Raw genomic sequence first — 24193 nt, forward strand, 5'->3', positions numbered from 1 at the left:
CTCCTTGGACGACGGGACTTACTTGGGAGTAAGTTACGGGTTCCCGGCGCGTCCCGCACCCTTCAGGGCGCCAGCAGCCGCCAGAGCAGCAGCAACCCCACACCGCAGACGAGCAGTCCGGCGACCAGGGCCAGCGTTCCCCGGCGTACGTTGTCGGGCTGGAAGCCGCCGAGCACGCTGAAGCAGAGCCGGATCCCGTGGGCCACGGCCAGAACCCCGCACACGGTGACCGCGAACCCTGCCGCAATGGCGTCCCACTGGCCCTCGAACGCCCGTTGGTACGGTCCGGGCTCCCGGGTGGCCAGAACGTATCCGGCCGAGGTGAACAGGGCCGCCGGGAAGGCCACCAGGCCGAAGAAAAGGGTCAGGCGTCGGATCACCGGAACGCCCCGCTCTCCACCGGGAAGCGGGAGAGACGTTCACGGACCGACTGCTTCAGCCGTTCCTCCCACCGGTCGCGCTCGGCGACATGGGTGAACAGCTCCCGCATCCGGTTCACCTCTTCGACCATGGCGCGTTCCTCCTGGGCGAACCGCCGGTTCAGGGGCCGTTCGATCCTCAGCAGGAGGGCGACGCAGGCCGCGAACGCGAGCGCCGCCACGATCAGGCCGACCACGACGAGCACGCCCCCGGGGCCGTCGCCGGTGGCGGCGGCGAGCGCCAGCACCACCGGGATCAGCACCGAGAGCGCGGCCGAGGCGATCCGGGGCCGGCGGACCCGGCGCAGCCGGGCGCTCAGGGCCTGGACGCCGGCCAGTCGCCGTTCCGCGGCCGCCAGGGTCCGCAGGAACGCCGCTCCGCCGTCGATCGCGGCCATGTCAGCCCCCGTTCCGCTGGGTGATGAACGACTGGAGTTCCTGGCCGAAATGGGTGCGCAGCGCGCCGATCTGCGCGTCGTCGAGCTGGGAGGTCTGCACGGGCAGCCCCGGCAGGAACTGGTGGCGGATCAGCCGGGAGGCCATCGGGAGGACGGACAGCCGCAGCGACGTCTCGTTCTCCAGGTCCCGCATGAGCGCGGCGAACGGGGACTCGCGTCGGGACCGCCCGGGGATGTAGTGGTCGCGCGCCTCGTCGAGCCGGTCCCAGTACAGATCGCTCTTGGACACCGCCACGATCAGCCAGCGCAGCCGTTTGGCCAGCTGTCCGTCGATGATCGCGTCGACCAGCAGCCGGAAGTCGGCCGCCTCCTTGCGGCGGTGCCAGTTCCGTACGGCTTCCTGGTCCACGTCGCCGTCGGCGGCGAGCGCCTCGTGGACGTCGCGCTGGGAGGCGCGCTGCCAGATCCTGTTGTGCCCCCAGCAGACGACGTGGACGATGCCGTGCGGGGAGGCCTCGCCCTGCATCGTGTCGTGCAGGGCCCGTTGCCGCTGGGTGGACAGCTGCCCCGGGATCACGGTGATGGCGGCCCGGGTGCGGCGGTTGCCTGAGCGCAGGACCGTGGCGTGCTTCTCGATGTCGGGGCTGCGGGTGCTGTCGCTGTCGCCGGTGCGGATCGACTGGGTCAGCGCGTCGTACAGGACGGTCTTGCCTGCGCCCGCCTCGCCGGTGACGGCGATGGGGTTGACCGAGAGGCCGAGCCGTCCGTTCAGGGTGGCCACGCCGGGCCCGGGCCCCGGGCCGCCGCCGTCCACCGCGTGCCGGACGCTCTCCCACCGTGATCGGGTGTTCTCCCAGACGTCGGGCACGCGCGCAGCTCCCCCGGGTAGGCCGATGGGCAGATGCTATCGATCAACAGGGCTTGGTGCACGGGCACTTGCGGGATTCACTGGATGAACCGGGGCAGCCAGCGCGCCTGGTAGTCGGGGTGGCTCGCGTACTCCGCGGCGAGCTGCCGTACGGCGAAGCCCAGGCCCACCGCACGGCCGGAGCGGAAGTCCTCGGCCGGGCGGTCGGTGTCCAGGTCGGCCACCTCGACGTACTCTCCGAGCATCACGCGGTTGGTCTCGATGCGCTCCAGGGTCCGCGCGGGGTCCTGGAGGGCGATGTGCTGGTCGAAGCCCCGGCCGCGCACCGTGAACGCCACGCCGCCGGTGCGGTCGTGGACCTCGCCCGGCACGTCGGCCGGGCACCGCCATCGGTCCCCGCCGGCGGCCAGGGCGACCTGTTCCTCGTCGGCGAGCCGTGCCTTGACGAAGGCCACCATGTCTGCGTTGCCGGCCATTGGATGCCGCTCCCTTGCGCTGATGGATCTCTGCACTCGATACGGGGAGCATTCTGGTGGAACGGACGCGGCACGATCCACCTACGCATCCGGTTCACCCCACCGTGTCCCCCGCACCGCCCGCGGCCAGGTCGGCGAGGACCTTGTGCAGGGGCTCGGTCTCTCGGCGGCGGTACTCCTGCACCGCCCAGCCGTTGCCGTCCGGGTCGGTGAAGTACATGAAGGTCGCGCCGTCGTCGGGGGCGTACCGCTGCGGCTCGGAGACCTCGACGCCCCGGGCGACCAGCTCGGCGTGCGCGGCCTCGATGTCGGTGACGCAGAGCTGGAGGCCGTGGTACGTGCCCGGCTGCGGGTCTCCGGTCGGGTTGGGCAGTCCTTCGGTGAGGGCGATCGAACACCCGGATCCGGGCGGTGTGAGCTGGACGACGCGGGCGCCCGGCATCACCTCGCCGTCGATGTCGACGTGGAAGCCGACCCTGTCCCGGTAGAAGTCCCGGGCCCGGTCGACGTCGGTCACGGGAAGCACGATCACTTCGAGGGTCCAGTCCATGGGTCAGTGCCCTTTCGCGGGTCGGTCGGTGTCCGGGCCGGCCCCCGGTTCGTCCGGGGCGGTTCGTGGTGTGTCCGGGCCGGGGCGCGACGCGTCTGCCGCGGCGTCCGCTTCCGCGGTCCCGTCCTCGACCTTTCCGGCCGCTTCCGTCTCCCCGGCGAGCGGTGTCGCGCTGCCCTGGAGGCGGGCCAGGTCGGCGGGCCGGACCTGGATGATGAACAGGGCGACCAGGGCGGCGAACACGGCGAAGCACGCGGCGACGATGAAAGCGCTGGAGACGCCCGAGGTGAGGACCTCGTCGCCCCAGGGCGGCGGCAGCTCGCCGGTCCTGCGGAACTCCAGGAGCTGGGCGGGGGTGCCCTCTCGGAGGAACTTCGGCACCTGGTCGGTCGCCTCGTTGCGGCTGGCCGTGCCGAACGTCGTGACCAGGATCGACAGCCCCAGCGAGCCGCCGACCTGCTGGGTGGCGTTGAGGATGCCGGAGGCGGCGCCCGCCTCCTTCGGGGCGACGCCCGAGACCGCCATCAGGGTCAGCGACACGAACTGCATGCCCATGCCGAAGCCGAACACCAGCATCGGGCCGAGGATCGAGCCGACGTAGGAACTGTGGACGTCGGTCAGCGTCAGCCAGCCGAGCCCGACGGCGGCCAGGAGCGCGCCCACCACCATGAAGGGTTTGGGTCCCCAGCGGGGCAGCAGCTGCGAGGCCAGGCCGGCGCTCACCGCGATGACGGCGCTCACCGGCAGGAAGGCGAGGCCGGCTCGCAGCGGGCTGAAGTCGAGGACGTTCTGCACGAACAGGGTCAGGAAGAAGAACATCCCGAACATCGCCGCGGCGAGGCTGAGCATCATCGCGTAGGACCCGGCGCGGTTGCGGTCGCGGAACATCCACAGTGGCGTGATGGGCTGTTTCGAGCCGCGTTCGACCATGATGAACACTGCGAGGAGCACCACGGCGACCGCGAACGAGCCGAGGGTGAGCGGGTCGGTCCAGCCGTCCTCGGAGGCGCGGATGAAGCCGTAGACGAGCAGCACCATACCGACCGTCGACGTGAGCGCGCCGGCGATGTCGAAGTGGCCCGGACGGCGTTCGGACTCGGGGATGAAGCGCGGGGTCGCGAAGGCGATCAGCAGGCCGATGGGGACGTTCACGAACAGCACCCAGCGCCAGTCCAGCCACTCCACCAACAGCCCGCCGGCGAGCAGTCCGATCGCGCTGCCGCCCGCCGAGACGGCGGCGAACACCCCGAACGCGCGGTTGCGTTCGGGGCCCTCGCGGAAGGTGGTGGTGATCAGCGACAGGGCGGTGGGCGAGGCGATGGCGCCGCCGACCCCCTGGAGGGAGCGGGCGGCCAGCAACTGCCAGCCCTCCTGGGACAGTCCGCCGAGCAGCGAGGCGAAGACGAAGAGGAGCACGCCGAAGATGAAGACCCGGCGGCGTCCGAGGATGTCGCCGAGGCGTCCGCCGAGCAGCAGCAGTCCGCCGAAGGTCAGGGTGTAGGCGTTGACCACCCAGGAGAGGTTCTCGGTGGAGAACCCCAGGTCCTTCTGCATGTGCGGCAGCGCGATGTTGACGATGGTGACGTCGAGCACCACCATCAGCTGGCACGAGGCGATGACCAGCAGCGCCAGTCCGCCCCGGTGTCGGTCAGAGGTCTGTGCCGAGTCTGCGGGGGTCGCGTGGGAGCCCGTCATAGTGCGGTTCGTCTCTCGTGCCGAGGGCGGTACGCCCCGTGGGAGCGGCCGGTCTCCGCGTCGGTCTGGTGAACGCGGACGTTCGCCCGACCGACGTTATGACGGAACCCGGGGCCTCGCCAATCGAGCCGTCGGCGGGTCCGCGCGGGCCTCTCGGTTCACTGCAGCGCGTGGACCGCGGCGCGGAAGACGGCGGGCGCCCGGTGGGCCGCGGCGACGATCAGCCGCCCCGAGGACGGATGGCCGGCGGCGCCCAGCAGGGCCGCGGTGAGCAGGCGGTAGCGTCGGGTGGCCCGGGCCCAGCGGCGGGGGTAGTCCTCGGGCCGCCCGGCGGTCAGGCAGTCGACCGCGACCGTGGCGGTGGCCACCGCGAGGGCGATGCCCTCCCCGGTCAGGGCGTCCACATAGCCCGCGGCGTCGCCGACCAGCAGGACGCGCCCGGCCCGCAGGTCCAGCGCCCGCTGCCGCAGCGGACCGGCCCCGCGTACGGGGGTGGCCCCGGGGCCGTCCGCGAGCCGGGCCGCGAGGGCGGGGAAGGCGGCCAGATGCTGGTCGTAGGGGCGGCGGTCGCGGCTCAGGACGGCCACCCCCACCAGGCGTTCGCCGACCGGGGTCACGTACGCCTCGCCGTGCCGCGCCCAGTGCACCTCGACGTGGTCGGTCCACGGGGCGAGCGGATAATGGCGGCGCAGACCGTAGCGTCCGGGCCCGGGGACCGGCCGGTCGAGGCCCAGGGTGCGGCGCAGCGGCGAGTGGAGGCCGTCGGCGGCGATGAGCCAGCGCGCGGTGAGTCCGGCGGCGGTGACGGTGCGCTCGTCCTGCCGGATCTCCCCCGCCTTTCCGGCGACGACGCGTACGCCGAGGGCGGCGGCCCGCTCGTGCAGGGCGGTGTGGAGTTCGGTGCGGCGGACGCCCGCGCCGGAGCCGCCCCGGAAGGCCGCCTCCGCGCTGCGCCGGCCGTCGGTGTAGCGGATACCGCGCAGCTCATGGCCCGTCACCCGGACGCCGAGGTCGCGCAGGGCCGCGAGGCCGCCGGGCATGATGCCCTCGCCGCACGCCTTGTCCACGGGTGCGGTGCGCGGCTCGACGACCACCGCCTCCAGGCCCGCCTGCGCGGCCCGGATCGCGGCGGCCAGTCCGGCCGGTCCGCCGCCGGCCACCAGGATGTCGATCACGCCGGTGCGTCCACGGCCGGGAGGCGGGCCAGCGCCCGGTCCTCGCACCGGATCCGTACGGCCATGAGCGCGGCGTTGAGGGCGGTGAACACCAGGGCGGTCGCCCACGCCCCGTGGACCAGGGGCAGTGCGAGGCCTTCGGCGGCGACGGCGACGTAGTTGGGGTGACCCAGCCACCGGTAGGGGCCATCGGTGACGCGGGGCAGGCCGGGGGCGACGATGACGCGGGTGTTCCAGCGGGGGCCGAGCGTGCGGATGCACCACCAGCGCAGCGCCTGCGCGGCCACGACGACGGCGACCATGGTCCAGCCGAGGACGGGCGGGAAGGGGCGGTCGGTGAGCCGGACCTCCGCCAGGCAGCCGGCCAGCAGGGCGGTGTGCAGGGCGACCATGGCCGGATAGTGCCCGCGGCCCGATTCGGTGCCGCCGCGAGCGAGGCTCCAGGCGGTGTTGCGGCGGGCCACGACGAGTTCGGCGAGGCGCTCGGCGGCGACCGCCAGCACCAGGAGGGTGTACCAGGTCATACGGGGCTCCCGTTCACGGGCGGGCGCGGGTGGCGGGCCATCGGGTCTCTCCGTCCTACCAGCGCAGGAGCACCAGTTCGCAGCAGAATCCCGGCCCCATGGCCAGCAGCAGCCCGGGGGTGCCCGGTTCCGGGCGGCGCTGCTCGATGGTGTCCCGCAGGACGTGCAGGACCGAGGAGGAGGACAGGTTGCCGACGTCGGCCAGCGAGCGCCAGGTGACGTCGAGCGCGCCGTCGGGCAGATCGAGGACCTCGGTGACGGTCTCCAGCACCTTGGGGCCGCCCGGGTGGCTCACCCAATGGGCGACGTCCTTCGGTTTGAGGCCGTGCTCGTCGAGGAACTCCCGTACGTCGTCGGCGAGATAGCGGCGGACGACATCGGGCACCGCGGGGTCGAGGACCACGGTGAAGCCGGTGGAGCCGATGTCCCAGCCCATGACGTGCTCGGTGTCCGGGTACATCCGGCTGCGGGTGGCCACGATCTCGGGTCCGGCGACGGCCCGGCGGCCGCCGAGCGCGACCACGGCGGCGGCTCCGTCGCCGAACAGCGCGGTCGCCACCAGGTTGGCGGGCGAGGTGTCCTGGCGCTGGAAGGTGAGGGAGCAGAGCTCGACCGACAGGAGCACGGCCACGTCGTCGGGGTGGCCGAGGAGGTAGTCGTGCAGCCGGGCCGTCCCGGCGGCTCCGGCGACGCAGCCGAGGCCGAAGACGGGCAGCCGTTTGACGTCCGACCGCATCCCGAGGCGGGTCACCAGCCGGGCGTCGACGGAGGGGGCGGCGATGCCGGTGACGGAAGTGAACATCAGCAGGTCCACATCGGTGGGCCGCAGCCCCGCCGCCCGCAGCGCACCGCGTACGGCCTGGGCGCCGAGGTCGACGGCGGAGCGGATGAACACGTCGTTGGAGGCGCCGAAGCCGTCGAGGTCGCGGTAGGCGTCCAGCGGCAGCACGGTGTGCCGGGTGCGGACCCGGGCGTTCTCGTGGAGCCGGTCCAGGACCCGGCGGTCGGCGCCGGACGGCAGACAGGTCCGGGCCACCATGTCGGTGACCTCGCGCTGGGTGTGGCGGTGGGGCGGCAGGGCCCCGTGCACCGCGGCGATGCGGGTCATCCTGCCTCCTGCTTCGGTGGCGTCATGACCCCATCCTGCCCGCAAAACATCATGAATCGTGGCAAAGGACCCGCCCGGTCATCGCATTGACGGGGCGACAGGCCCCTACGATCGCCCGATGGACGCCACGGACGGGGTGAGCCCGGCGGACGCGGTTACGGTCCGAGCGGATCCGGTGGGCGCGGTTCCGGCGGACGCCGCTCCGGGCCGCGCGATTCCGGCGGAATCGGCTCCGGCGGGCTCGGTTCCGGTCGGCTCGGTGCGACGGGGCCCGGTCGTAGGGCTCGTGCTCGCGTGTCACCCGGGGCCGGCGCTCGCGGTGACCGCGCTCGGCTGCGCCCTCGCCCTCGGCTCCGGTCTCGGCGGACCGCGCTCCGCGCTGGTCACGGTGGCGGTGCTGACCGGCCAGCTCTCGGTGGGCTGGTGCAACGACGCGTACGACGCGCGGCGTGACGCCCGCGCGGGCCGCAGGGGGAAGCCCGCGGCCGATGGCACGGTGACACCGGGCATGGTCTGGGCGGCGGCGGGCGGCGCGCTCGCCCTGTGCGTACCGCTCTCACTGGCCTGCGGGATCCTCGCCGGTACGGTGCACCTCGCCGCGGTCGCGGCCGCCTGGCTCTACAACGTGCGGCTCAAGGCGACCGCTCTGTCCTGGCTGCCGTACGTCGCCGGATTCGGCGCCCTGCCCGCCGCGGTCGCCCTCTCCCGGCCGGACGGACCGTGGCCCCGGTGGTGGACGGTGGCGGCCGGGGCCCTGCTCGGGTTCGCGGCGCATCTGGCCGACACACTCCCGGACATCGCGGCGGACCGGGTGGCCGGAATCCGCGGGCTGCCGCACCGGCTGGGCGACGCGGGGACCCGGCTACTGCTGCCGCTGCCGCTCGTCGGCGCCACGGCGGTGCTGGTGCTCGGGCCGCGCGGACCGGTGGACGCCAAAGGTGCGGCGGCGCTGGCCCTCGCCGGAGCGGCGGCACTCGTGGGCCCGGCGCTCGGCCACCGGTGGCGCAAGGCCGCGCTGGCCGGAGCGGTGGCCGTGGCGGCGGTGGACCTGGCGCTGCTGCTGACCCGGGGCGCGACGGGGTCCTGAACGGGCTTGCCCGACCCCACACCTGACGCATCGTCACTTTCTGCGCCTCAATGACATGCCCATGCGAGGACCGTTGACAAATCCGAAACAGCGCAGAAATCTATGAACCTCCGACTGCAAAAGATTGACTTGCCACCTCAAATATTGTGGAAGCAGAGGACGCCATGAGATGGAAACGACCCACCGGACGGTCGATCACCGGGCTTCTGATAGCCGGAATGGTCTCCGTCGGACTCCTGCCCGTCACCGCGAGCGCGGCTGAGGCCACCGATCTGGCCCGCGGCAAGGCCGTCACCGCCAGCGGATCGCACGGCGAGTTCCCGGCCGCCAACGCCAACGACGGCAAGGTCGACAGCTACTGGGAGTCGAACGGGCTCCCCGCCGACCTCACGGTGAAGCTCGGGGCCGACGCGGACCTGGAGTCCGTGGTGGTCAAGCTCAACCCGGATCCGATCTGGGCGAGCCGGACGCAGGACATCCAGGTGCTCGGCCGGACCCAGGACGGCACCGCCTTCACCTCGCTGCGGGCCCGCGCCGGCTATGCGTTCGACCCGAGCGGCAACCAGAACACGGTGACCGTCCCGGTCGACGGACGGGTCGCCGACCTCCAGCTCAGGTTCTTCTCCAACACCGGGGCGCCGGGCGCCCAGGTGGCCGAGATCCAGGTCCTGGGGACGGCCGCACCCAACCCCGACCTCACCGTGAGCGCGCTTTCCTGGAGCCCGTCCTCCCCGTCCGAGACCGATGACATCACGGTCGGGGGGACCGTACGCAACATCGGTTCGGCCCCCTCCCCCGCGACGACCGTCAATGTGAGCCTGGGCGGCGTGGTCGTGGGAAGCGCCCCGGTCGGCCCGCTCGCCGCAGGAGCCTCGGCCGGGATCTCGGTCGAGGTCGGCAAGCGGCCGGAGGGCTCGTACACCGTCTCGGCCCTGGTGGACCCGACCGACACCATCGTCGAGTCGGACAACACCAACAACAGCCGTACCACCGGTTCGCCGCTGGTGGTCGGGCAGAGTCCGGGCCCGGACCTGGAGGTCCGCTCCATCACCTCCAGCCCGGCCAACCCGGCGGTCGGCGCGGCGGTGACCTTCACCGTGGCGGTGCACAACCGCGGCACCAGCGCGGTGAGCGCGGGCACCGTCACCCGGCTGACCGTCGGCTCCACCACGCTCAACGGCACCACCCCGGCCATCGCGGCGGGCGCCACCGCGAACGTCACGCCGGGCGGCAGCTGGACGGCGGCGAGCGGCGGCGCGACGCTGACCGCCACCGCGGACGCCACGAACCTGGTCGCGGAGACCAGCGAGACCAACAACGTCTTCGCCCGCTCCATCGTCGTCGGACGCGGCGCGGCCGTACCGTACACCGAACTGGAGGCGGAGGACGCCGAGTACGACGGCACGCTGCTGCAGTCCGACGCCGTGCGCACCTTCGGGCACACCAACTACGCCACCGAGTCCTCCGGCCGCGAGTCGGTGCGGCTCGACTCCACCGGTGAGTTCGTGGAGTTCACCTCGACCGCCCCGTCGAACTCCGTCGTCGTCCGCAACTCCATCCCGGACGCTCCGGGCGGTGGCGGCCGCGAGGCGACCATCAGCCTGTACGCCGACGGCGAGTTCGTCCGCAAACTCGACCTCTCCTCGAAGCACAGCTGGCTGTACGGGAACACCGCCAGCCCCGAAGGACTCACCAACACCCCCGGCGGCGACGCCCGGCGGCTGTTCGACGAGTCCCACGCCCTGCTCACCCAGACCTACCCGGCGGGCACCAAGTTCCGCCTCCAGCGGGACGCGAGCGACAACGCCTCCTTCTACGTCATCGACCTGATCGACCTGGAGCAGGTGGCGGCGCCGTCCTCGCAGCCGTCAGGCTGTGTGTCCATCACGACGTACGGCGCGGTGGCGAACGACGGGATCGACGACACGGACGCGATCCAGCGCGCGGTGACGGCGAATCAGAACGGCGAGATCGACTGTGTGTGGATCCCGGCGGGCCAGTGGCGCCAGGAGCAGAAGATCCTCACCGACGACCCGCTCGACCGGGGCCAATGGAACCAGGTCGGCATCCGGGACGTGACGATCCGCGGCGCGGGCATGTGGCACTCCCAGCTCTACACGCTGACCCCGCCGCACGAGGCGGGCGGCATCAACCACCCGCACGAGGGCAACTTCGGCTTCGACATCGACGAGAACACGCAAATCTCCGACATCGCCATCTTCGGCTCGGGCACCATCCGCGGCGGCGACGGCAACCACGAGGGCGGCGTCGCGCTCAACGGCCGGTTCGGCAAGGACACGAAGATCAGCGACGTCTGGATCGAGCACGCCAACGTGGGCGTCTGGGCCGGCCGCGACTTCGACAACATCCAGGAGCTGTGGAACCCGGGAGACGGCGTCGAGTTCACCGGCATGCGGATCCGCAACACCTACGCCGACGGCATCAACTTCGCCAACGGCACCCGTAATTCCACGGTCTACAACTCCTCGTTCCGCAACACCGGCGACGACGCGCTCGCCGTCTGGTCCAGCAAGTACGTCAAGGACCAGTCCGTCGACATCGGCCACGACAACAGCTTCCGCAACAACACCATCCAGCTGCCGTGGCGCGCCAACGGCATCGCGATCTACGGGGGTTACGGAAACAAGATCGAGAACAACATCATCTCCGACACCATGAACTACCCGGCCATCATGCTGGCGACCGACCACGACCCGCTGCCCTTCTCCGGGCAGACGCTGATCGCCGACAACGCCCTGTACCGCACCGGCGGAGCCTTCTGGAACGAGGACCAGGAGTTCGGCGCGATCACCCTCTTCCCACAGAATCTGCCGATCCCCGGGGTCACGATCCGCGACACGGACATCATCGACTCCACCTATGACGGCATCCAGTTCAAGACGGGCGGCGGACTGATGCCGGACGTCACGATCGAGAACGTCCGGATCGACAGGTCCAACAACGGATCCGGCATCCTCGCGATGGGCGGCGCCCGCGGCAACGCGACGCTCACCGATGTGACGATCACCGACTCGCGCGACGGCGATGTACTGATCGAGCCCGGCTCGCAGTTCACCATCACCGGCACCCCGAGCGGCGCCCGCGCGAAGCGGTAGACCCGGCAGGAGCCCGGTACGGTTCCCGGGTCGGCGGACTCCCCGTCGGCCCGGGAACACCCTTGTGGAGCGGTGGATCTGGTGGTGTCACGACTCTGGGAAGTACAAGCCCCCGGAGCTACCCTCCGCGCATGATTCCCACGGTTGTCTGGGGTACCGGCAACGTCGGCCGCGCGGCGATCCGCGCCGTCGCCGCCCATCCGGCACTGACACTCGCCGCCGTCCTCGTGCACGATCCCGCCAAGGTCGGCCGCGACGCCGGCGAGCTCGGCGGTCTCACGCGCACGCTCGGGGTCGCGGCCACCGACGACATCGCCGCCGTACTGGCCGCCCGCCCCCGCGCGGTGGTCTACGCGGCGTCCGGCGATATCCGTCCCGACGACGCCCTCACCGACATCGGCCGGGCGATCCGGACCGGCGCGGTGGTCGTCACGCCCTCCCTCTATCCGCTCTACGACCAGCGCAACGCCCCGCCGGAACTGCGGGACCCGGTCCTGGCCGCCGTCGCCGAGGGCGGCGGCTCCCTCTTCGTCTCCGGCGTCGACCCCGGCTGGGGCAATGACGTCCTGCCCCTGCTGGTCAGCGGTCTCGGCACCGAGGTGGACGTCATCCGCTGCCAGGAGATCTTCGACTACTCCACGTACGAGCAGGAGGAGTCGGTGCGCCATCTGATCGGGATGGGGCACCCGATGGACTACGAGCCGCTGATGTTGGCGGAGAGCGTTCCGACGATGGTGTGGGGCGGTCAGATACGGCTCATGGCGCGGGCGCTGGGCGTCGAGCTCGACGAGATCCGCGAGACCCTGGACCGCCGGGCCCTGGAGGAAGAGGTGCACACCCGCACGATGGGCGCGTTCGCTGCGGGCACCCAGGGCGCGGTGCGCTTCGAGGTGCAGGGCATCGTGGACGGCGAGCCCCGCATCGTCATCGAGCACATCACCCGTATCCACCCCTCGTGCGCCCCGGACTGGCCGTCGCCGCCCGACGGGGTGGGCGCGCACCGGGTGGTGATCGAGGGCCGTCCCCGTATCGAGGTGACGGTCGAGGCGTCCGACGAGGGCGAGAACCGGTCGGCGGGCGGGAACGCCACCGCGGTCGGGCGGCTCGTCTCGGCGATCGACTGGCTGGTGGACGCGAAGCCGGGTCTGTACGACGCGCTCGACGTTCCGCTGAGACCTGCGGTCGGCAGGCTGGGAAGGAGACCGGCATGATCATCGATATTCCGGAGGGCCAGGAGCCCATCGGCTATGTATGGGGGGAGATGGTGCCCGGGATCGGGATGGCCGCCGCCACGTTCTCGATGTCCGTCTACGAGCACACGACGCTGGGGCTGCGGGAGTTCGAGGCGGCACGGCTGCGGGTGGCCCAGATCAACGGGTGCCTGTTCTGCCTGGACTGGCGGACCGAGCGGGACGGGGCGAAGGTCGAGGAGGAGTTCGCCGGGGCGGTGACCGAGTGGCGGACGACCGGCGCCTTCGACGAGCGGACCCGGCTCGCGGCGGAGTACGCCGAGCGGTACACGCTCGACCATCACGGTCTGGACGACGCCTTCTGGGAGCGGATGACCGCGCACTACAGCCAGGCGGAGATCGTGGAGCTGACGATGAGCATCGGCTCGTGGCTGGCGTTCGGGCGGCTCAACCATGTGCTGGGGATCGACGCGGTGTGCGTACTGCCCGGTCACGGGTGAGGGGCGGGGGCCCCACGGACGGAGTCCGGGGCCGCCGGGTTGGCACTCCCGGCCCCGGGCTCTTTCGCGGGTCGCCTACAGATCGGTCGCGATGATCCGTTCGATGTTGCGTTCGGCGAGCGCGGTGATGGTCACGAACGGGTTCACGCTGGTGTTGCCGGGGATCAGCGCGCCGTCGATGACGTACAGGCCGGGGTAGCCGTGCAGCCGGCCGTAGTTGTCGGTGGCCTTGTCCAGGACCGCACCGCCCAGCGGGTGGTAGGTGAGGTGGTCGCCCCAGATCTTGTACACACCGAAGAGGTCCGTGCGGTAGATCGTCCCCTCCTTCTGGTTGATCCTGTCGAAGATGGTCTTCGCGGCGTCGATGGACGGCTGCTTCCACGCCGTCTGCCAGTTCAGTTCGGCCTTGCCCGCCGCCGCGTTCCAGGTGAACTGCGCCCGGTTGGGATTCTTGGTGATCGAGAGGTAGAAGGAGGCCCAGGTCTCGATGCCGGTGGGCAGCGGAGCGACTTCGGCGAACGCTCCGCCGGCGTCCCAGTTGTCGATACCGCCGGTCGGGATGGACGACTGCACCTTCCCCGTCGGGTCCCAGAGGTGGTTGGCCCGGCCGCACATGACGTTGCCGTTGTCGCCCCAGCCCTTGCCGATCTCGTTGTTGAGGAGGGGCAGGGCGCCGGTGGCCTTGAGACCGACGAGCAGCTTGCTGGTGCCGACGCTGCCCGCGGCGAAGAACACCTTGTCCGCCGTGACGGTCTTGGTGACGGTGGTCCGGCCGCCGGTGTCCAGCTGGTCGATGAGCACGGTGTAGCCGCCACCGGGAGCCGGGGTGACGGTGGTGACCTTGTGGAGCGGGGAGATGGTGACCCGGCCGGTGGCCCTGATCCGGTCGATGTAGGTCTTCTGGAGCGACTTCTTGCCGTAGTTGTTGCCGTAGAGGATCTCCGCGTCCAGGGCCGACTTGGGTACGGTTCCGGCCGCCTCCTGCTTCATGTAGTCCCAGTCGTACACGGCGGGCACGAAGAGGAACGGGAAGCCGGAGCGCTGCGCGTGTTTTCGGCCGACCCGGGCGTACCGGTAGCAGTCGACGGTGTCGAACCAGGCGGGATCGATGGTGGTGACGCCCAGCCCGCTGTTGGCGCGCGGGTAGTAGGTGCCGTACATCTCCTCGGCGTTCACCGTCGGGAGGATCGCGCCGAAGTTCTCCCGGCGCGGCGTGACGGCCATGCCGCCGTTGACCAGGGATCCGCCCCCGACGCCGCGGCCCTGATAGACCGTGATGCCGCCGAACTCCTCGGCGTCCAGGATGCCGGTGTAGCGGTTGACGTCCTTGTCGATCGGGAAGCCGAGGAAGTTGCTCAGCGGCTGCTTGGTCCGGGTCCGCAGCCAGAAGGAGCGGTCGTCCGGTCTGGTGGTGTTGGCGAAGATCTTGCCGTCCGCGCCCGGGGTGTCCCAGGCCATGCCCATCTCGACCATGTGGACGTCCGTACCGGCCTGGGCGAGCCGGAGGGCGGCGACGGAGCCGCCGTATCCGGTGCCGATGACCAGGACCGGCACATGGGCCCCGGAGCCGATCGGCGCCGCTGCCGCCCGGGCGCTCGCCCACGCCGGGGCGGTGGTCCCGGCCAGCGCAGCGACCCCCAGAAGAGAACCTGTTCCAGTGATGAATCTTCGACGCGAGACACCCTTGGCCCCGCTGTCCTGCATGGTAGTGTCACTCATGTGACATCCCTCACTCTCGACAGAGTGCAACAGGTTCTACTGTCGATCGCGTGGTAAGTCACTAGAAACTTGGGGGTAACTTCGCGCTGCCACCCGAGCCGGAAGAGGCCCCGGACCGTGCGGTCCGGGGCCTCTTCCGGCTCGGGCGCGAAGGATCAGTAGGCGCCGAAGACGTTGTCGATCGAGCCGTAGCGGTCCGCGGCGTAGTTGCACGCGGCCGTGATGTTGGCGACCGGGTCATAGCTGTCGGTCGAGGTGCCGGGCACGTGGTAGGCCTGGAAAGTCGGGTCGATGACCTGGAGCAGACCCTTGGACGGGGTGCCCTTGACCGCGTTGGAGTCCCAGTTGTTGATCGCGGCCGGGTTGCCCGAGGACTCGCGCATGATGTTGCGGTGGATGCCCTCGTAGGTGCCGGGGATGCCGTGCTGGGCCATGACCGCGAGCGATTCCTTGATCCAGCCGTCGAGGTCGTTGGTGTACGTGGCGGCCTTCTCGGCGGCCGGAGCGGCCTTCGCCACCGGGGCGATGTCCGTACGCTCCGAACGGTCGGCGCGGTCCGCCGACGCACCGCGTCCGGTGGCGGCGGAAGCCTTGGAGGACTTGGCGTCCGACGGGGCGTCTGCCTTGTTTCCGAGCGTCAGCTTGATACCCGGGTGAATAAGATCGGGATTCTCTCCGACGATCTTCCGGTTGCCTTCGTACAGCTCCTTCCAGCCGCCGCTGACGGAATGCTCACGAGCGATCTTGGAAAGAGTTTCACCGGCCACCACGGAATGGTGGGCGGGCGCGGCCTTCGCGGCGGAATTCGCCTGGGCGGCAACCGCGGCGGGGGCCACGGCCTGCGGCGCGGCGATGGGAGCGGGGGCCGCGAAGGCGCTGGTCGCGCCGATCACGGGGAGCGCGAGAACGGCTCCGCCAGTGGTCACGGCGGCGAGGCCGCGACGCAGCGAGGTGGACTGGGAACGGCGGTGCTTACCCTTTGCGGGCATGGGGGATTTCCTCTCCGGCGCCTGCGAGGTGAGCTGTCGGGTTCAGACGGGAGATGTCTGGCCGCACGGTCGTGCGACTTCACCCCAAGCCGTTCCGGTTACGGTTCGGCGACTTACCTGGGTCCCCCGCTCCTGCCGTACGTGAGTGGGTTTCGGATTCCCGGACGGCGGCAGGATTCGGCGTTCCGTCCGGATTGACGGTGACCGTAGGCGAGAAACGCGGGACAGAACAAGCCCTGCATTCCGGATTCCCTTTCCTCCACAAGATCGAATGACGGAATTCCCGGATCGGGCCGCACCGTCAGGGCGTCAACTTTCTTCGCACGGAAGGGAACCGATGCCTCCGCTTCTGCGTCCGCCTCCTCGGACGTGACGCTCACCACTCGCTTGCGGCGTTGGCGAAAACCGGCCCAGCCAAATGCATCAAAAGGCCTGGAAACCTCTTTACGGATAGACGGAGCAAAAGAACCAAATCCACCATATAGGCATAACGAAACGGGCCAATCGGACACTCTGGGTGGGGGCGGTCGAAGGGCCCGCGCGGCGATCGCTTACGGTGTGGGGTGGAGACTAGTAAGCCAACCCTTACCTCCGACGTACGCTGTACCTGCCCGCGTTCGCCCGCCCCGAAGGATCACCACGCCATGACACGCCCCGTCCGCGTCGCCATTGTCGGAGCCGGCCCCGCCGGTATCTACGCTGCGGACGCGCTGCTCAAATCCGAGGTCTGCCAGGACCCGGGGGTCTCGATCGACCTCTTCGAGCGCATGCCCGCGCCCTTCGGCCTGATCCGTTACGGCGTGGCCCCCGACCACCCGCGCATCAAGGGCATCGTCAAGGCCCTGCACCAGGTGCTGGACAAGCCCCAGATCCGGCTCTTCGGCAACGTCAGCTACCCGCACGACATCGGCCTGGACGACCTGCGGTCCTTCTACGACGCGGTGATCTTCTCCACCGGCGCCGAGGCCGACCGGGCGCTCGACATCCCCGGCATCCAGCTGGACGGCTCCTTCGGCGCCGCCGAGTTCGTCTCCTGGTACGACGGGCACCCCGAGGTCCCGCGCACCTGGCCGCTCACCGCGGAGAAGGTCGCCGTGCTCGGCGTCGGGAACGTGGCCCTGGACGTGGCCCGCGTCCTGGCCAAGACGGCGGACGAGCTGCTGCCCACCGAGATCCCGGACAACGTGTACCAGGGCCTCAAGCAGAACAAGGCGCTGGAGGTGCATGTGTTCGGGCGGCGTGGCCCCGCACAGGCCAAGTTCAGCCCGATGGAGCTGCGGGAGCTCGACCACTCCCCCAACATCGAGGTCATCGTCAACCCCGAGGACATCGAGTACGACGAGGGCTCCATCGCCACCCGCCGGGAGAACAAGCAGGCCAACATGGTCGCGCAGACCCTGGAGAACTGGGCGATCCGCGACGTGGGCGACCGCCCGCACAAGCTGTTCCTGCACTTCTTCGAATCTCCGGTCGAGATCCTCGGCGAGGACGGCAAGGTCACCGCGCTGCGCACCGAGCGCACCGAGCTGGACGGCACCGGCAATGTCCGGGGCACCGGCCAGTTCACCGACTGGGACATGCAGAGCGTCTACCGCGCCGTCGGCTACTACTCCGAGGAGCTGCCCAAGCTCCCCTTCGACGTGTCCTCCGGCACCGTTCCGCACGAGGCGGGCCGGGTCATCGCCGGTGACGAGCACATGGCCTCGGTCTACGTCACGGGCTGGATCAAGCGCGGTCCGATCGGTCTGATCGGGCACACCAAGGGCGACGCCAACGAGACGGTCGCCTGCGTCCTGGAGGACCACGCCGCCGGCCGCCTGCCCGAGCCGGCCGCGCCCGCCCCGGAGGCCGTCGAGGCCTTCCTGGAGGACCGCGGCGTCCGCTACACGACGTGGGAGGGCTGGCACAAGCTGGACGCCCACGAGCAGGCACTGGGCGCGGCCCAGGGCCGTGAGCGGATCAAGGTCGTGGAGCGCGAGGGCATGCTGGAGGCCTCCGAGGCCTTCGTGCCGGCCGAGCGCCCGGCAGACGCCTGACGTGCCCTAGGGGGCCGGGCCCGGGGCTGCGGAGTGCCCCGGACCCGGCCCCCGGAACGTGCGCCACAGGTCCGGTCCGAAGGTCCGCGCCGCCGGGGGTCGCCGCACCGCCGGAGCCTCGGCCCACCGGGCGGCGAGCAGGATCGCGATGTCGTCGGGGCGGTCGACGGCCGCCCTGGCCTCTCCGATGACCTGGTCGGCCGTCTCGGCCAGCGGGACCGCGCCGATGCGTTCGATTGTGGCGCGCAGCCGCTCGATGCCCTCGTCGATGTCCGTGCCGGGGCGCTCGATCAGCCCGTCCGTGAAGAGGGCGAGCATCGCTCCCGGGTCGAGCCGCATCTCCGTGACCGGGTAGGTCGCGTTCTCGTCGACCCCGAGCACGATGCCGCCGGGCAGGTCCAGCACTTCCGTCCGGCCGTCGGGCCGCCGCAGCACGGGCTGCGGATGCCCCGCCCGTACGGCGCGGGCCACGCCGGTCGCCGGGTCGAGGGCGATGTAGCAGCAACTGGCGAACTGCCCCGGGTCCAGGTCGATGAGCAGCCGGTTCGTACCGCTCATCACCTCCTGCGGATCGTGGTTGCTCAGCGCGAACGCTCGTACCGCACTGCGCAGCTGCCCCATCGTCGCGGCGGCGGAGACACCGTGGCCCTGTACGTCGCCGATGATCAGGGCGAGTTCGTGACCGGTCTCGATGACGTCGTACCAGTCGCCGCCCACGTCCATGCCCTGGGTGCCGGAGAGATAGCGGCCCAGGGTGTCGACGCCGTCGACCTCCGGCAGCCGGTGCGGCAGCAGGGCGTCCTGGAGTCCGCGGGCGAGCGCCGCCTCGCTGTCGTAGCGCTGGGCCCGTTGCAGGGCCTGGGCGATGAGACCGGCCAGTGCCGTCAGGACCGTACGCTCCTCCGGGCTGAAGCCGCGCGGCCGGTCGAAGCCGAGGATGCAGGAACCGACGGGCCGCCCCGAGGCGATCAGAGGGAGGAACGCCCGCGCCCCGACGTCCGCGTCGATGGGGATGCCCGGATAGGCCTCGGCCAGGCGCTGCATGGACTCGAAGAAGATCGGACGGCCCGTGGTCAGGGTCTCCACGCCGGGAATGCTGACGTCGAGCCCGACGCCGTCGAAGCGGTCGAGGAACCCCTTCGGGAACCCCGTCTCCCAGGCCAGATGGAGATGACGCTCGTTCAGCAGGTAGATGGCGAGCTGACGGCCGCCGAACGCGGGCAGCAGCTCCTCGGTGACCACCGCGGAGACCTGACGGGCCGTGACCGCCTCGGTCAGCGCGATGGCGAGGGCCACCGGGCGGTACAGCGCGGAGGAACGGTCGGCGGTCGAGCCGATGCCCAGCCCCGGCGAGGTCACGGAGCCGGGGGTGTAGGCCGGCTGGTCCGTCGCCTGGAGGACGACGCTCACCCCGTCGTGGCCCGGGTACAGGGACACCGACAGCCAGCGTGAGGGCGGGCGCTGGGCGAGGAAGTGGACGGGCTCGTCGGCGATCAGGGCGGCCCGGTAGTGGTCCTCGTAGGCCTCGTGCCCGAACCACGGCAGGGCCCGCCACACCACATGCCCGATCAGCTCCGCCCGGGAGTGGCCGAGCAGCTCCTCGGCGAGGCCGTTGGCGTACGTGATCCGCCCCAGCCGGTCCAGGGAGAGAATGCCCCGGGGCAGCCGGTCGGCGGCCTCCGGCACGACGGGGCCCGCGCCCAGGTCGACCAGGAAACCGGTCAGATGGCTGGAGGAGTCGTCGCCGTGCGGATGGGTCCAGCGGCCGGACAGCTCCAGCAGATGGGACCGGCCGTCGGGACCGCGCAGCCGCATCCGGCGGACGACCGGTTCGGCCGACTCCACCGTCTGCCGGGCCAGGGCCCACAGCCCGTAGACGTCCTCCGGGACCAGCCGTTCGGCGAGCGCGTCGACGGTGCCCGGGAAGGCGACGGGCTCGAACCCGAGGATCCCGCACAGGTCGTCGTCGGCGGCGACCCGCCCGGAGTGCAGATCCCAGTCGAAGCGGCCGACCCGCACCGGGGGCGCGGTGGCGGCGGGCAGTTGCACGGGGACCGGTTCCGTCTCCCATACGCAGTCGACGCCCCGCCGCTCCAGATCGGTGAGCGCGTCCCCGAGCCGGTGACCGAGGCGGTGCAGCCGGTCGCCGTCGGCGGGCGCGACCGGCTTGCCGGGGGTGGAGGCCCGCAGGACGGCCAGCACGCCCAGGCTCCCCCGGGGCCCGGTGATCGGCACCCACAGCGAACCGAACGGGAACGGCAGCCCGGCCATCAGCTGGGGGAACCGGCGCATCGCCTCCTCGGCGTCGCCGAGCAGCACCGGCCGCCCGGTGCGGTAGGCCTCGGACACCGGGAACGGGCGGTTCACGTGCATCCGCCACCAGGGGCGGAAGAGCGGGCCCGGCAGTCCGGCGAGCACCGCGAGCCGCAGCAGCCCGGGGGTCCCGCTGCGCAGGTAGACGCCGCCCGCGTAGCCGTCGCTCGACTCGACGGCGCTGACGAGGGCCTGCGCGAGGACGAGCGACAGCTCGTCGGGCGCTCGGTCACCGTCGCATCCCCCGGCCGCGGTCCCGTTTTCGGTGGGCGGGGGATGCCGGGGCGTCTCGTGCCGGGTCACACAGTCAGCATGCTCCCGATCCGGGGTGCCCCGCACCTCCGGCGACCGGCCACTCCCCTGTGGCGGCCGGTCGCGGAGGCGGGATCAGTGCGGAGACTGGATCAGTACAGCTTGGCGACGGCGGTACGGGTCGTCTTCTTGAACCCCTCCAGCGGTGCGCCGTCCAGCTCGCCGAGCTGCCCCCACTCGACGACGGTCACCGTGCGGCCGTCGCGGCCCACGGAGTAGAGCCCGATGTCGGTGGAGCCGACCTCCGGGTAGGACGTGTCGATGCTGTAGACGTGCGCACCCTCCTCGACCTTGATCCGGCCCTGGTGGAACGCCTCCCCCTCCAGACCGGGGTTCTGCTCCTTCAACCGGTCGAGGCAGGTCTCCAGGGCGCTGCGCAGCTCGGCGGCGAGCGCCTTGGCCTGCGCGGTGGTGGCGGCGACCGTGATGGTCTGGCGGGCGTTGGTGTCCAGCTCGGTGCGGAAGTCGCGGTGGCGAGTACCGGCCGCCGGGGCGATTCCGGCCGTGCACACGGACCCGTCCTCCGGCACCCCCTGGCGTACCGGACCGGCCGTCCAGGGGGTGAGGGAGGCGGGCAGCTGGCCCGCGGCGAGGAACTTCGGCTGCGTGGGAGCCGGGGCCGGAGCCGCGGCGGCGGGCACGTGGGCCAAGGCGGTGACGGCCAGACTCACGGCCGCGGCGGTCAGGATTGCGGTACGCAGGGTGCGCATGGTCGGGTTCCCCGTTTCGGATGGTGCGATCGGATGGGTCGTACGGCCCCGTACGGCGTCGTGCCGCTTCGTACGGGGCCCGGTGAGGAGCCGTACGGCGGTGGTACGGGAACGGGCTCCAGCCTGGGCCGCAGCCCAGGACCCGGACAAGCGCGACACGGCTTCCCGCCGGGCTGGAACCGTCCCACCCCCGGTGACGTGGGTGTTCTCGAAGGGCTGGAACGTCTGGAACGGCGGCGGGGGAGGTCGAGCGGGTTGGGTGACGCCGAGGGTGCCGCACGGGCGGCGTTGGCGGAGCGGCTGAACGTGCTGCGGGAGGGTTCGGGCCGGACGTACGCGTCGCTGGCCCGCCGCATCGGGGTCAGCGGCTCGACGCTGCACCGGTACTGCACGGGGCGGACGGTGCCCGCGGAGTTCGCCCCCGTGGAGCGGCTGGCCCGCTGGTGCGGCGCACCGGCCGAGGAACGGGAGGCGCTGCACCGGCTGTGGCTCCTGGCCGACGGGGAACGCCTCGACCGGCAGGGGGCGGTGGGGGTGCCGGCGGGGGCTGAGCCGGTGGAGAGCGTGGCCGTGGGGGGCGTGGCGGTGGGGGCGGAACCCGTCGGCGAGACCGCGTCCGGGGCTTCCGGGCCGGCCCCCGGCTCGTCCGTGACGCCCAGCCGGTCCGGGATGTCCGGGCCGTCCGGCGAGGCGGAGCCGTCCGATGCCTCGGGTCCGTCCGTGGTTCCCGAGCCGTCCGCCGTCTCCGGGGAAGCCGCCGCGAAGGGGAGCGGGCCGGTCGTCCGGTGGCCGGGGCTCCGGTCGCGGCGGGTGCGTCGGTACGGGCAGGGCGTCGGCGTCCTCGCCGCTGCGGTCCTCGTCCTCGCCCTGGTCGCGGCCTTCGGAGGGACCGGCCTCCCGGGTCCGGACCGGCGGACATCGGTGGCCCAGCAACCGGGCGGGCCCCCGGTGGACACTCCGGCGCCCTCTCCGTCCGGCTCCCGCACGCCCGGGAAACCGCAGGCCACACCGAGCGTGACGCCGGGCGGAACACCGTCCGGCAGCCCCCGGCCGACCGTGCCGCCCGGCGTCGGGCCGCGTAGCGAGGCGCTCCCCGGACCGTCCGATCCCCCGCCGGGTCCGGAGGCCGGGCGGGTGCCGTTCACCTGGACCGGTGACGACCACGTCTGGAAGAACGGCTGCGACCACTCCTACCTCCTCGACCGCGCGCCCGGTGCCGTACCACCGCCCCCGGTGCAGGCCGACGCGTCGTCCTGGGCGGGAGCGCTCGGCGCGGTGCACGCGGGTGAGACCGGAGTCCGGATCACTCTGCAGGGCCGGGACGAGCGGGCCGTGGTGCTGGAGTCCCTGCGGATCCGGGTCGTGGAGCGCCGGGCGGCGGCGAAGGGCCGGGTCTACCGGATGAGCTCCGGCTGCGGCGGGGCTCTCACGCCGAGGATGTTCGACGTCGATCTCGACGTGCCCCGCCCCGTCGCCCGCTCGGTCGCGGGCAACGACTCCGGCGAGCCCATCGAGGCGCTCGCCTTCCCGTACAGCGTCTCGGCCACCGACCCCGAGATCCTCCTGATCACCGGTCGTACGGTCGGCTGCGACTGCGACTGGATCGCGGAGCTGACCTGGAGCAGCGGCGGCCGGTCCGGCACGGTGCGCATCGACGACGACGGGCGGCCGTTCCGTACGAGCGGGGTGCGGGGGCTGCCCGTCCACGACTACGACACGGCCACCGGCCGCTGGGTGTCCGTGGAGGACGCCGAGGAGGAGGCCGCGTCCTGAAAGGCGTACGGGGGCGGTTGCGCCCATGCTGGTGGGGCGGGCGGCGCGCCCGGCGGACCGGAGCCGGCCGCGGACGCCCCGGTGGAGGTGCCGATGGATCCCGTCACCGCCCTGCGGCGGATCGCCTTCCTGCTGGAGCGTTCGCAGGCCGCCACCTATCGGGTGAAGGCCTTCCGTACGGCAGCCGCCGCCGTGGACGCGATGGCCCCGGGTGAGGCGGCCGAGCGGGTGGCCGCGAAGTCCCTGGAGCGGGTCCCCGGGATCGGGCCCCGCACGGCCGAGGTGATCCGCGAAGCGCTGGCCGGGCGGACGCCCGGATATCTGGACCGGCTGGAGAAGGAAGCCGCAGCGCGGTCGCCCGTCGAGGGCGGCCAGGAGCTCTACGGGCGGCTGACGGGCGACTGCCATGTGCACTCGGACTGGTCGGACGGGGGCAGCCCGATCGAGGAGATGGGCCGGACCGCCGCGGAGCTGGGGCACGCGTGGGCCGTCCTCACCGACCACTCGCCCCGGCTGACCGTGGCACGCGGCCTGTCGCCGGAACGGCTGCGGGAACAGCTCGCGGTGGTGGCCCGGCTCAACGAGGAGTGGGCGCCGTTCCGGCTGCTGACGGGGATCGAATGCGACATCCTCCCGGACGGTTCGCTCGACCAGGAGGACGAGCTGCTGGCCCGCCTCGACGTGGTGGTGGTCTCCGTCCACTCCAAGCTGCGGATGGAACCGGCGCCGATGACCCGGCGGCTGGAGGCGGCGGTGCGCCATCCACGGGCGCATGTGCTCGGCCACTGCACGGGCCGGCTGCTGGCCGGGCGGGGCAGGCCGGAGTCGCGGTTCGACGCGGACCGGGTCTTCGCGGCCTGCGCCGAGGCGGGTACGGCGGTGGAGATCAACTGCCGTCCGGAGCGGCAGGACCCGCCCCTGCGGCTGCTGCGTACGGCCGTCGCGGCGGGGACGCTCTTCGCGATCGACACGGACGCGCACGCCCCGGGGCAGCTGGACTGGCAGCGGTCGGGGTGCGCCCGGGCCGAGGAGTGCGGGGTACCGGCGGACCGGGTGGTGACGACCTGGAGCGCGGAACGGCTCCTGCAATGGGCCGCCTGACCCGCGCCCCTCGACGCCGGGCGCCGCACACGCCCGCCCGCCCGCCCGCCGGAAGTGATGCGCTCCTCCGGAAACGGACGGACGGGCGGGCGGACGGGGACGAGGACGGAGCAGGCAGGCAGACCGTCAGGCGG

The 24193-nt window shown here is 71.9% G+C and carries 20 protein-coding genes and 1 riboswitch; of the genes, 7 read left to right on the forward strand and 13 right to left on the reverse strand.

The features are described 5' to 3' along the window. Window positions 1-62: 62 nt before the first annotated feature. The 9 genes from AC0VY3_RS19010 to AC0VY3_RS19050 form a co-directional block, all read right to left on the reverse strand. Complete coding sequence (locus AC0VY3_RS19010; protein ID WP_103508513.1) at window positions 63-380, reverse strand: hypothetical protein; 318 nt, start codon at window positions 378-380, stop codon at window positions 63-65. Further along, window positions 377-817 carry a hypothetical protein gene (locus AC0VY3_RS19015; protein ID WP_103508514.1) on the reverse strand — a complete coding sequence of 147 codons (441 nt, stop codon included), beginning with the start codon at window positions 815-817 and terminating at the stop codon, window positions 377-379. Before AC0VY3_RS19015 ends, AC0VY3_RS19010 begins: the two co-directional genes overlap by 4 nt. 1 nt (window position 818) lies before the next feature. Continuing rightward, window positions 819-1685 carry a hypothetical protein gene (locus tag AC0VY3_RS19020; protein WP_103508515.1) on the reverse strand — a complete coding sequence of 289 codons (867 nt, stop codon included), beginning with the start codon at window positions 1683-1685 and terminating at the stop codon, window positions 819-821. Window positions 1686-1762: 77 nt separating this feature from the next. Then, window positions 1763-2161, reverse strand: coding sequence for a DUF6221 family protein (locus AC0VY3_RS19025; protein WP_103508516.1), 399 nt, complete (start codon window positions 2159-2161; stop codon window positions 1763-1765). Window positions 2162-2255: 94 nt separating this feature from the next. Next, a complete protein-coding gene (locus tag AC0VY3_RS19030; protein WP_103508517.1) occupies window positions 2256-2711 on the reverse strand; it encodes a VOC family protein in 456 nt (151 codons plus the stop codon). Between the two features lie 3 nt (window positions 2712-2714). Further along, window positions 2715-4406 carry an MFS transporter gene (locus AC0VY3_RS19035; protein ID WP_475550112.1) on the reverse strand — a complete coding sequence of 564 codons (1692 nt, stop codon included), beginning with the start codon at window positions 4404-4406 and terminating at the stop codon, window positions 2715-2717. A 158-nt stretch (window positions 4407-4564) separates the two neighbouring features. After that, window positions 4565-5581, reverse strand: a complete 1017-nt coding sequence (locus AC0VY3_RS19040) for an NAD(P)/FAD-dependent oxidoreductase (RefSeq protein ID WP_103508519.1) — start codon at window positions 5579-5581, stop codon at window positions 4565-4567. Further along, window positions 5578-6105 (reverse strand): isoprenylcysteine carboxyl methyltransferase family protein, encoded by a 528-nt coding sequence (locus AC0VY3_RS19045; RefSeq protein ID WP_475550113.1) that lies wholly within the window; start codon window positions 6103-6105, stop codon window positions 5578-5580. The genes AC0VY3_RS19040 and AC0VY3_RS19045 overlap by 4 nt, the downstream gene beginning before the upstream one ends. 55 nt (window positions 6106-6160) lie before the next feature. Next, window positions 6161-7213: a type III polyketide synthase gene (locus tag AC0VY3_RS19050; protein ID WP_103508521.1), complete on the reverse strand. Its 1053-nt coding sequence runs from the start codon at window positions 7211-7213 to the stop codon at window positions 6161-6163. Between the two features lie 118 nt (window positions 7214-7331). On the opposite strand from AC0VY3_RS19050, the gene AC0VY3_RS19055 reads away from it, so the two are divergent. The 4 genes from AC0VY3_RS19055 (at window position 7332) to AC0VY3_RS19070 (ending at window position 13106) form a co-directional block, all read left to right on the forward strand. After that, the gene (locus AC0VY3_RS19055) at window positions 7332-8300 is read left to right on the forward strand and encodes a UbiA family prenyltransferase (protein WP_475550114.1); all 969 of its coding nucleotides are present in this window, start codon (window positions 7332-7334) and stop codon (window positions 8298-8300) included. Window positions 8301-8464: 164 nt separating this feature from the next. Further along, window positions 8465-11416, forward strand: a complete 2952-nt coding sequence (locus tag AC0VY3_RS19060; RefSeq protein ID WP_475550115.1) for a CARDB domain-containing protein — start codon at window positions 8465-8467, stop codon at window positions 11414-11416. 131 nt (window positions 11417-11547) lie between these two features. Next, window positions 11548-12627, forward strand: coding sequence for an NAD(P)H-dependent amine dehydrogenase family protein (locus AC0VY3_RS19065; RefSeq protein WP_103508524.1), 1080 nt, complete (start codon window positions 11548-11550; stop codon window positions 12625-12627). Beyond that, a complete protein-coding gene (locus AC0VY3_RS19070) occupies window positions 12624-13106 on the forward strand; it encodes a carboxymuconolactone decarboxylase family protein (RefSeq protein WP_103508525.1) in 483 nt (160 codons plus the stop codon). The genes AC0VY3_RS19065 and AC0VY3_RS19070 overlap by 4 nt, the downstream gene beginning before the upstream one ends. Before the next feature lie 75 nt (window positions 13107-13181). Here AC0VY3_RS19070 and AC0VY3_RS19075 read toward each other — a convergent pair whose 3' ends face one another. Both AC0VY3_RS19075 and AC0VY3_RS19080 read right to left on the reverse strand, forming a co-directional pair. Then, a complete protein-coding gene (locus AC0VY3_RS19075; RefSeq protein WP_181010803.1) occupies window positions 13182-14825 on the reverse strand; it encodes a GMC oxidoreductase in 1644 nt (547 codons plus the stop codon). Window positions 14826-14980: 155 nt separating this feature from the next. Then, window positions 14981-15814 (reverse strand): transglycosylase SLT domain-containing protein, encoded by an 834-nt coding sequence (locus AC0VY3_RS19080; RefSeq protein WP_475550116.1) that lies wholly within the window; start codon window positions 15812-15814, stop codon window positions 14981-14983. A 3-nt stretch (window positions 15815-15817) separates the two neighbouring features. Continuing rightward, a riboswitch (cyclic di-AMP (ydaO/yuaA leader) is annotated at window positions 15818-15976 on the reverse strand. A 482-nt stretch (window positions 15977-16458) separates the two neighbouring features. On the opposite strand from AC0VY3_RS19080, the gene AC0VY3_RS19085 reads away from it, so the two are divergent. After that, on the forward strand, window positions 16459-17850 hold the full coding sequence (locus AC0VY3_RS19085) for an FAD-dependent oxidoreductase (RefSeq protein ID WP_475550117.1): 1392 nt from the start codon (window positions 16459-16461) through the stop codon (window positions 17848-17850). Between the two features lie 6 nt (window positions 17851-17856). Here the strand turns inward: AC0VY3_RS19085 and AC0VY3_RS19090 are convergent, their stop codons facing one another. After that, window positions 17857-20466, reverse strand: coding sequence for a SpoIIE family protein phosphatase (locus AC0VY3_RS19090; protein WP_181010804.1), 2610 nt, complete (start codon window positions 20464-20466; stop codon window positions 17857-17859). A 101-nt stretch (window positions 20467-20567) separates the two neighbouring features. Further along, entirely contained in the window at window positions 20568-21185 is a 618-nt protein-coding gene (locus tag AC0VY3_RS19095) for a hypothetical protein (protein ID WP_103508530.1), read from the reverse strand. A gap of 255 nt (window positions 21186-21440) precedes the next feature. On the opposite strand from AC0VY3_RS19095, the gene AC0VY3_RS19100 reads away from it, so the two are divergent. Both AC0VY3_RS19100 and AC0VY3_RS19105 read left to right on the forward strand, forming a co-directional pair. Further along, the gene (locus AC0VY3_RS19100) at window positions 21441-22958 is read left to right on the forward strand and encodes a helix-turn-helix domain-containing protein (RefSeq protein WP_475550118.1); all 1518 of its coding nucleotides are present in this window, start codon (window positions 21441-21443) and stop codon (window positions 22956-22958) included. Window positions 22959-23051: 93 nt separating this feature from the next. Further along, entirely contained in the window at window positions 23052-24059 is a 1008-nt protein-coding gene (locus tag AC0VY3_RS19105; protein WP_475550119.1) for a PHP domain-containing protein, read from the forward strand. Window positions 24060-24193: the final 134 nt, after the last annotated feature.

Source organism: Streptomyces sp. iso_384, from assembly GCF_056172905.1.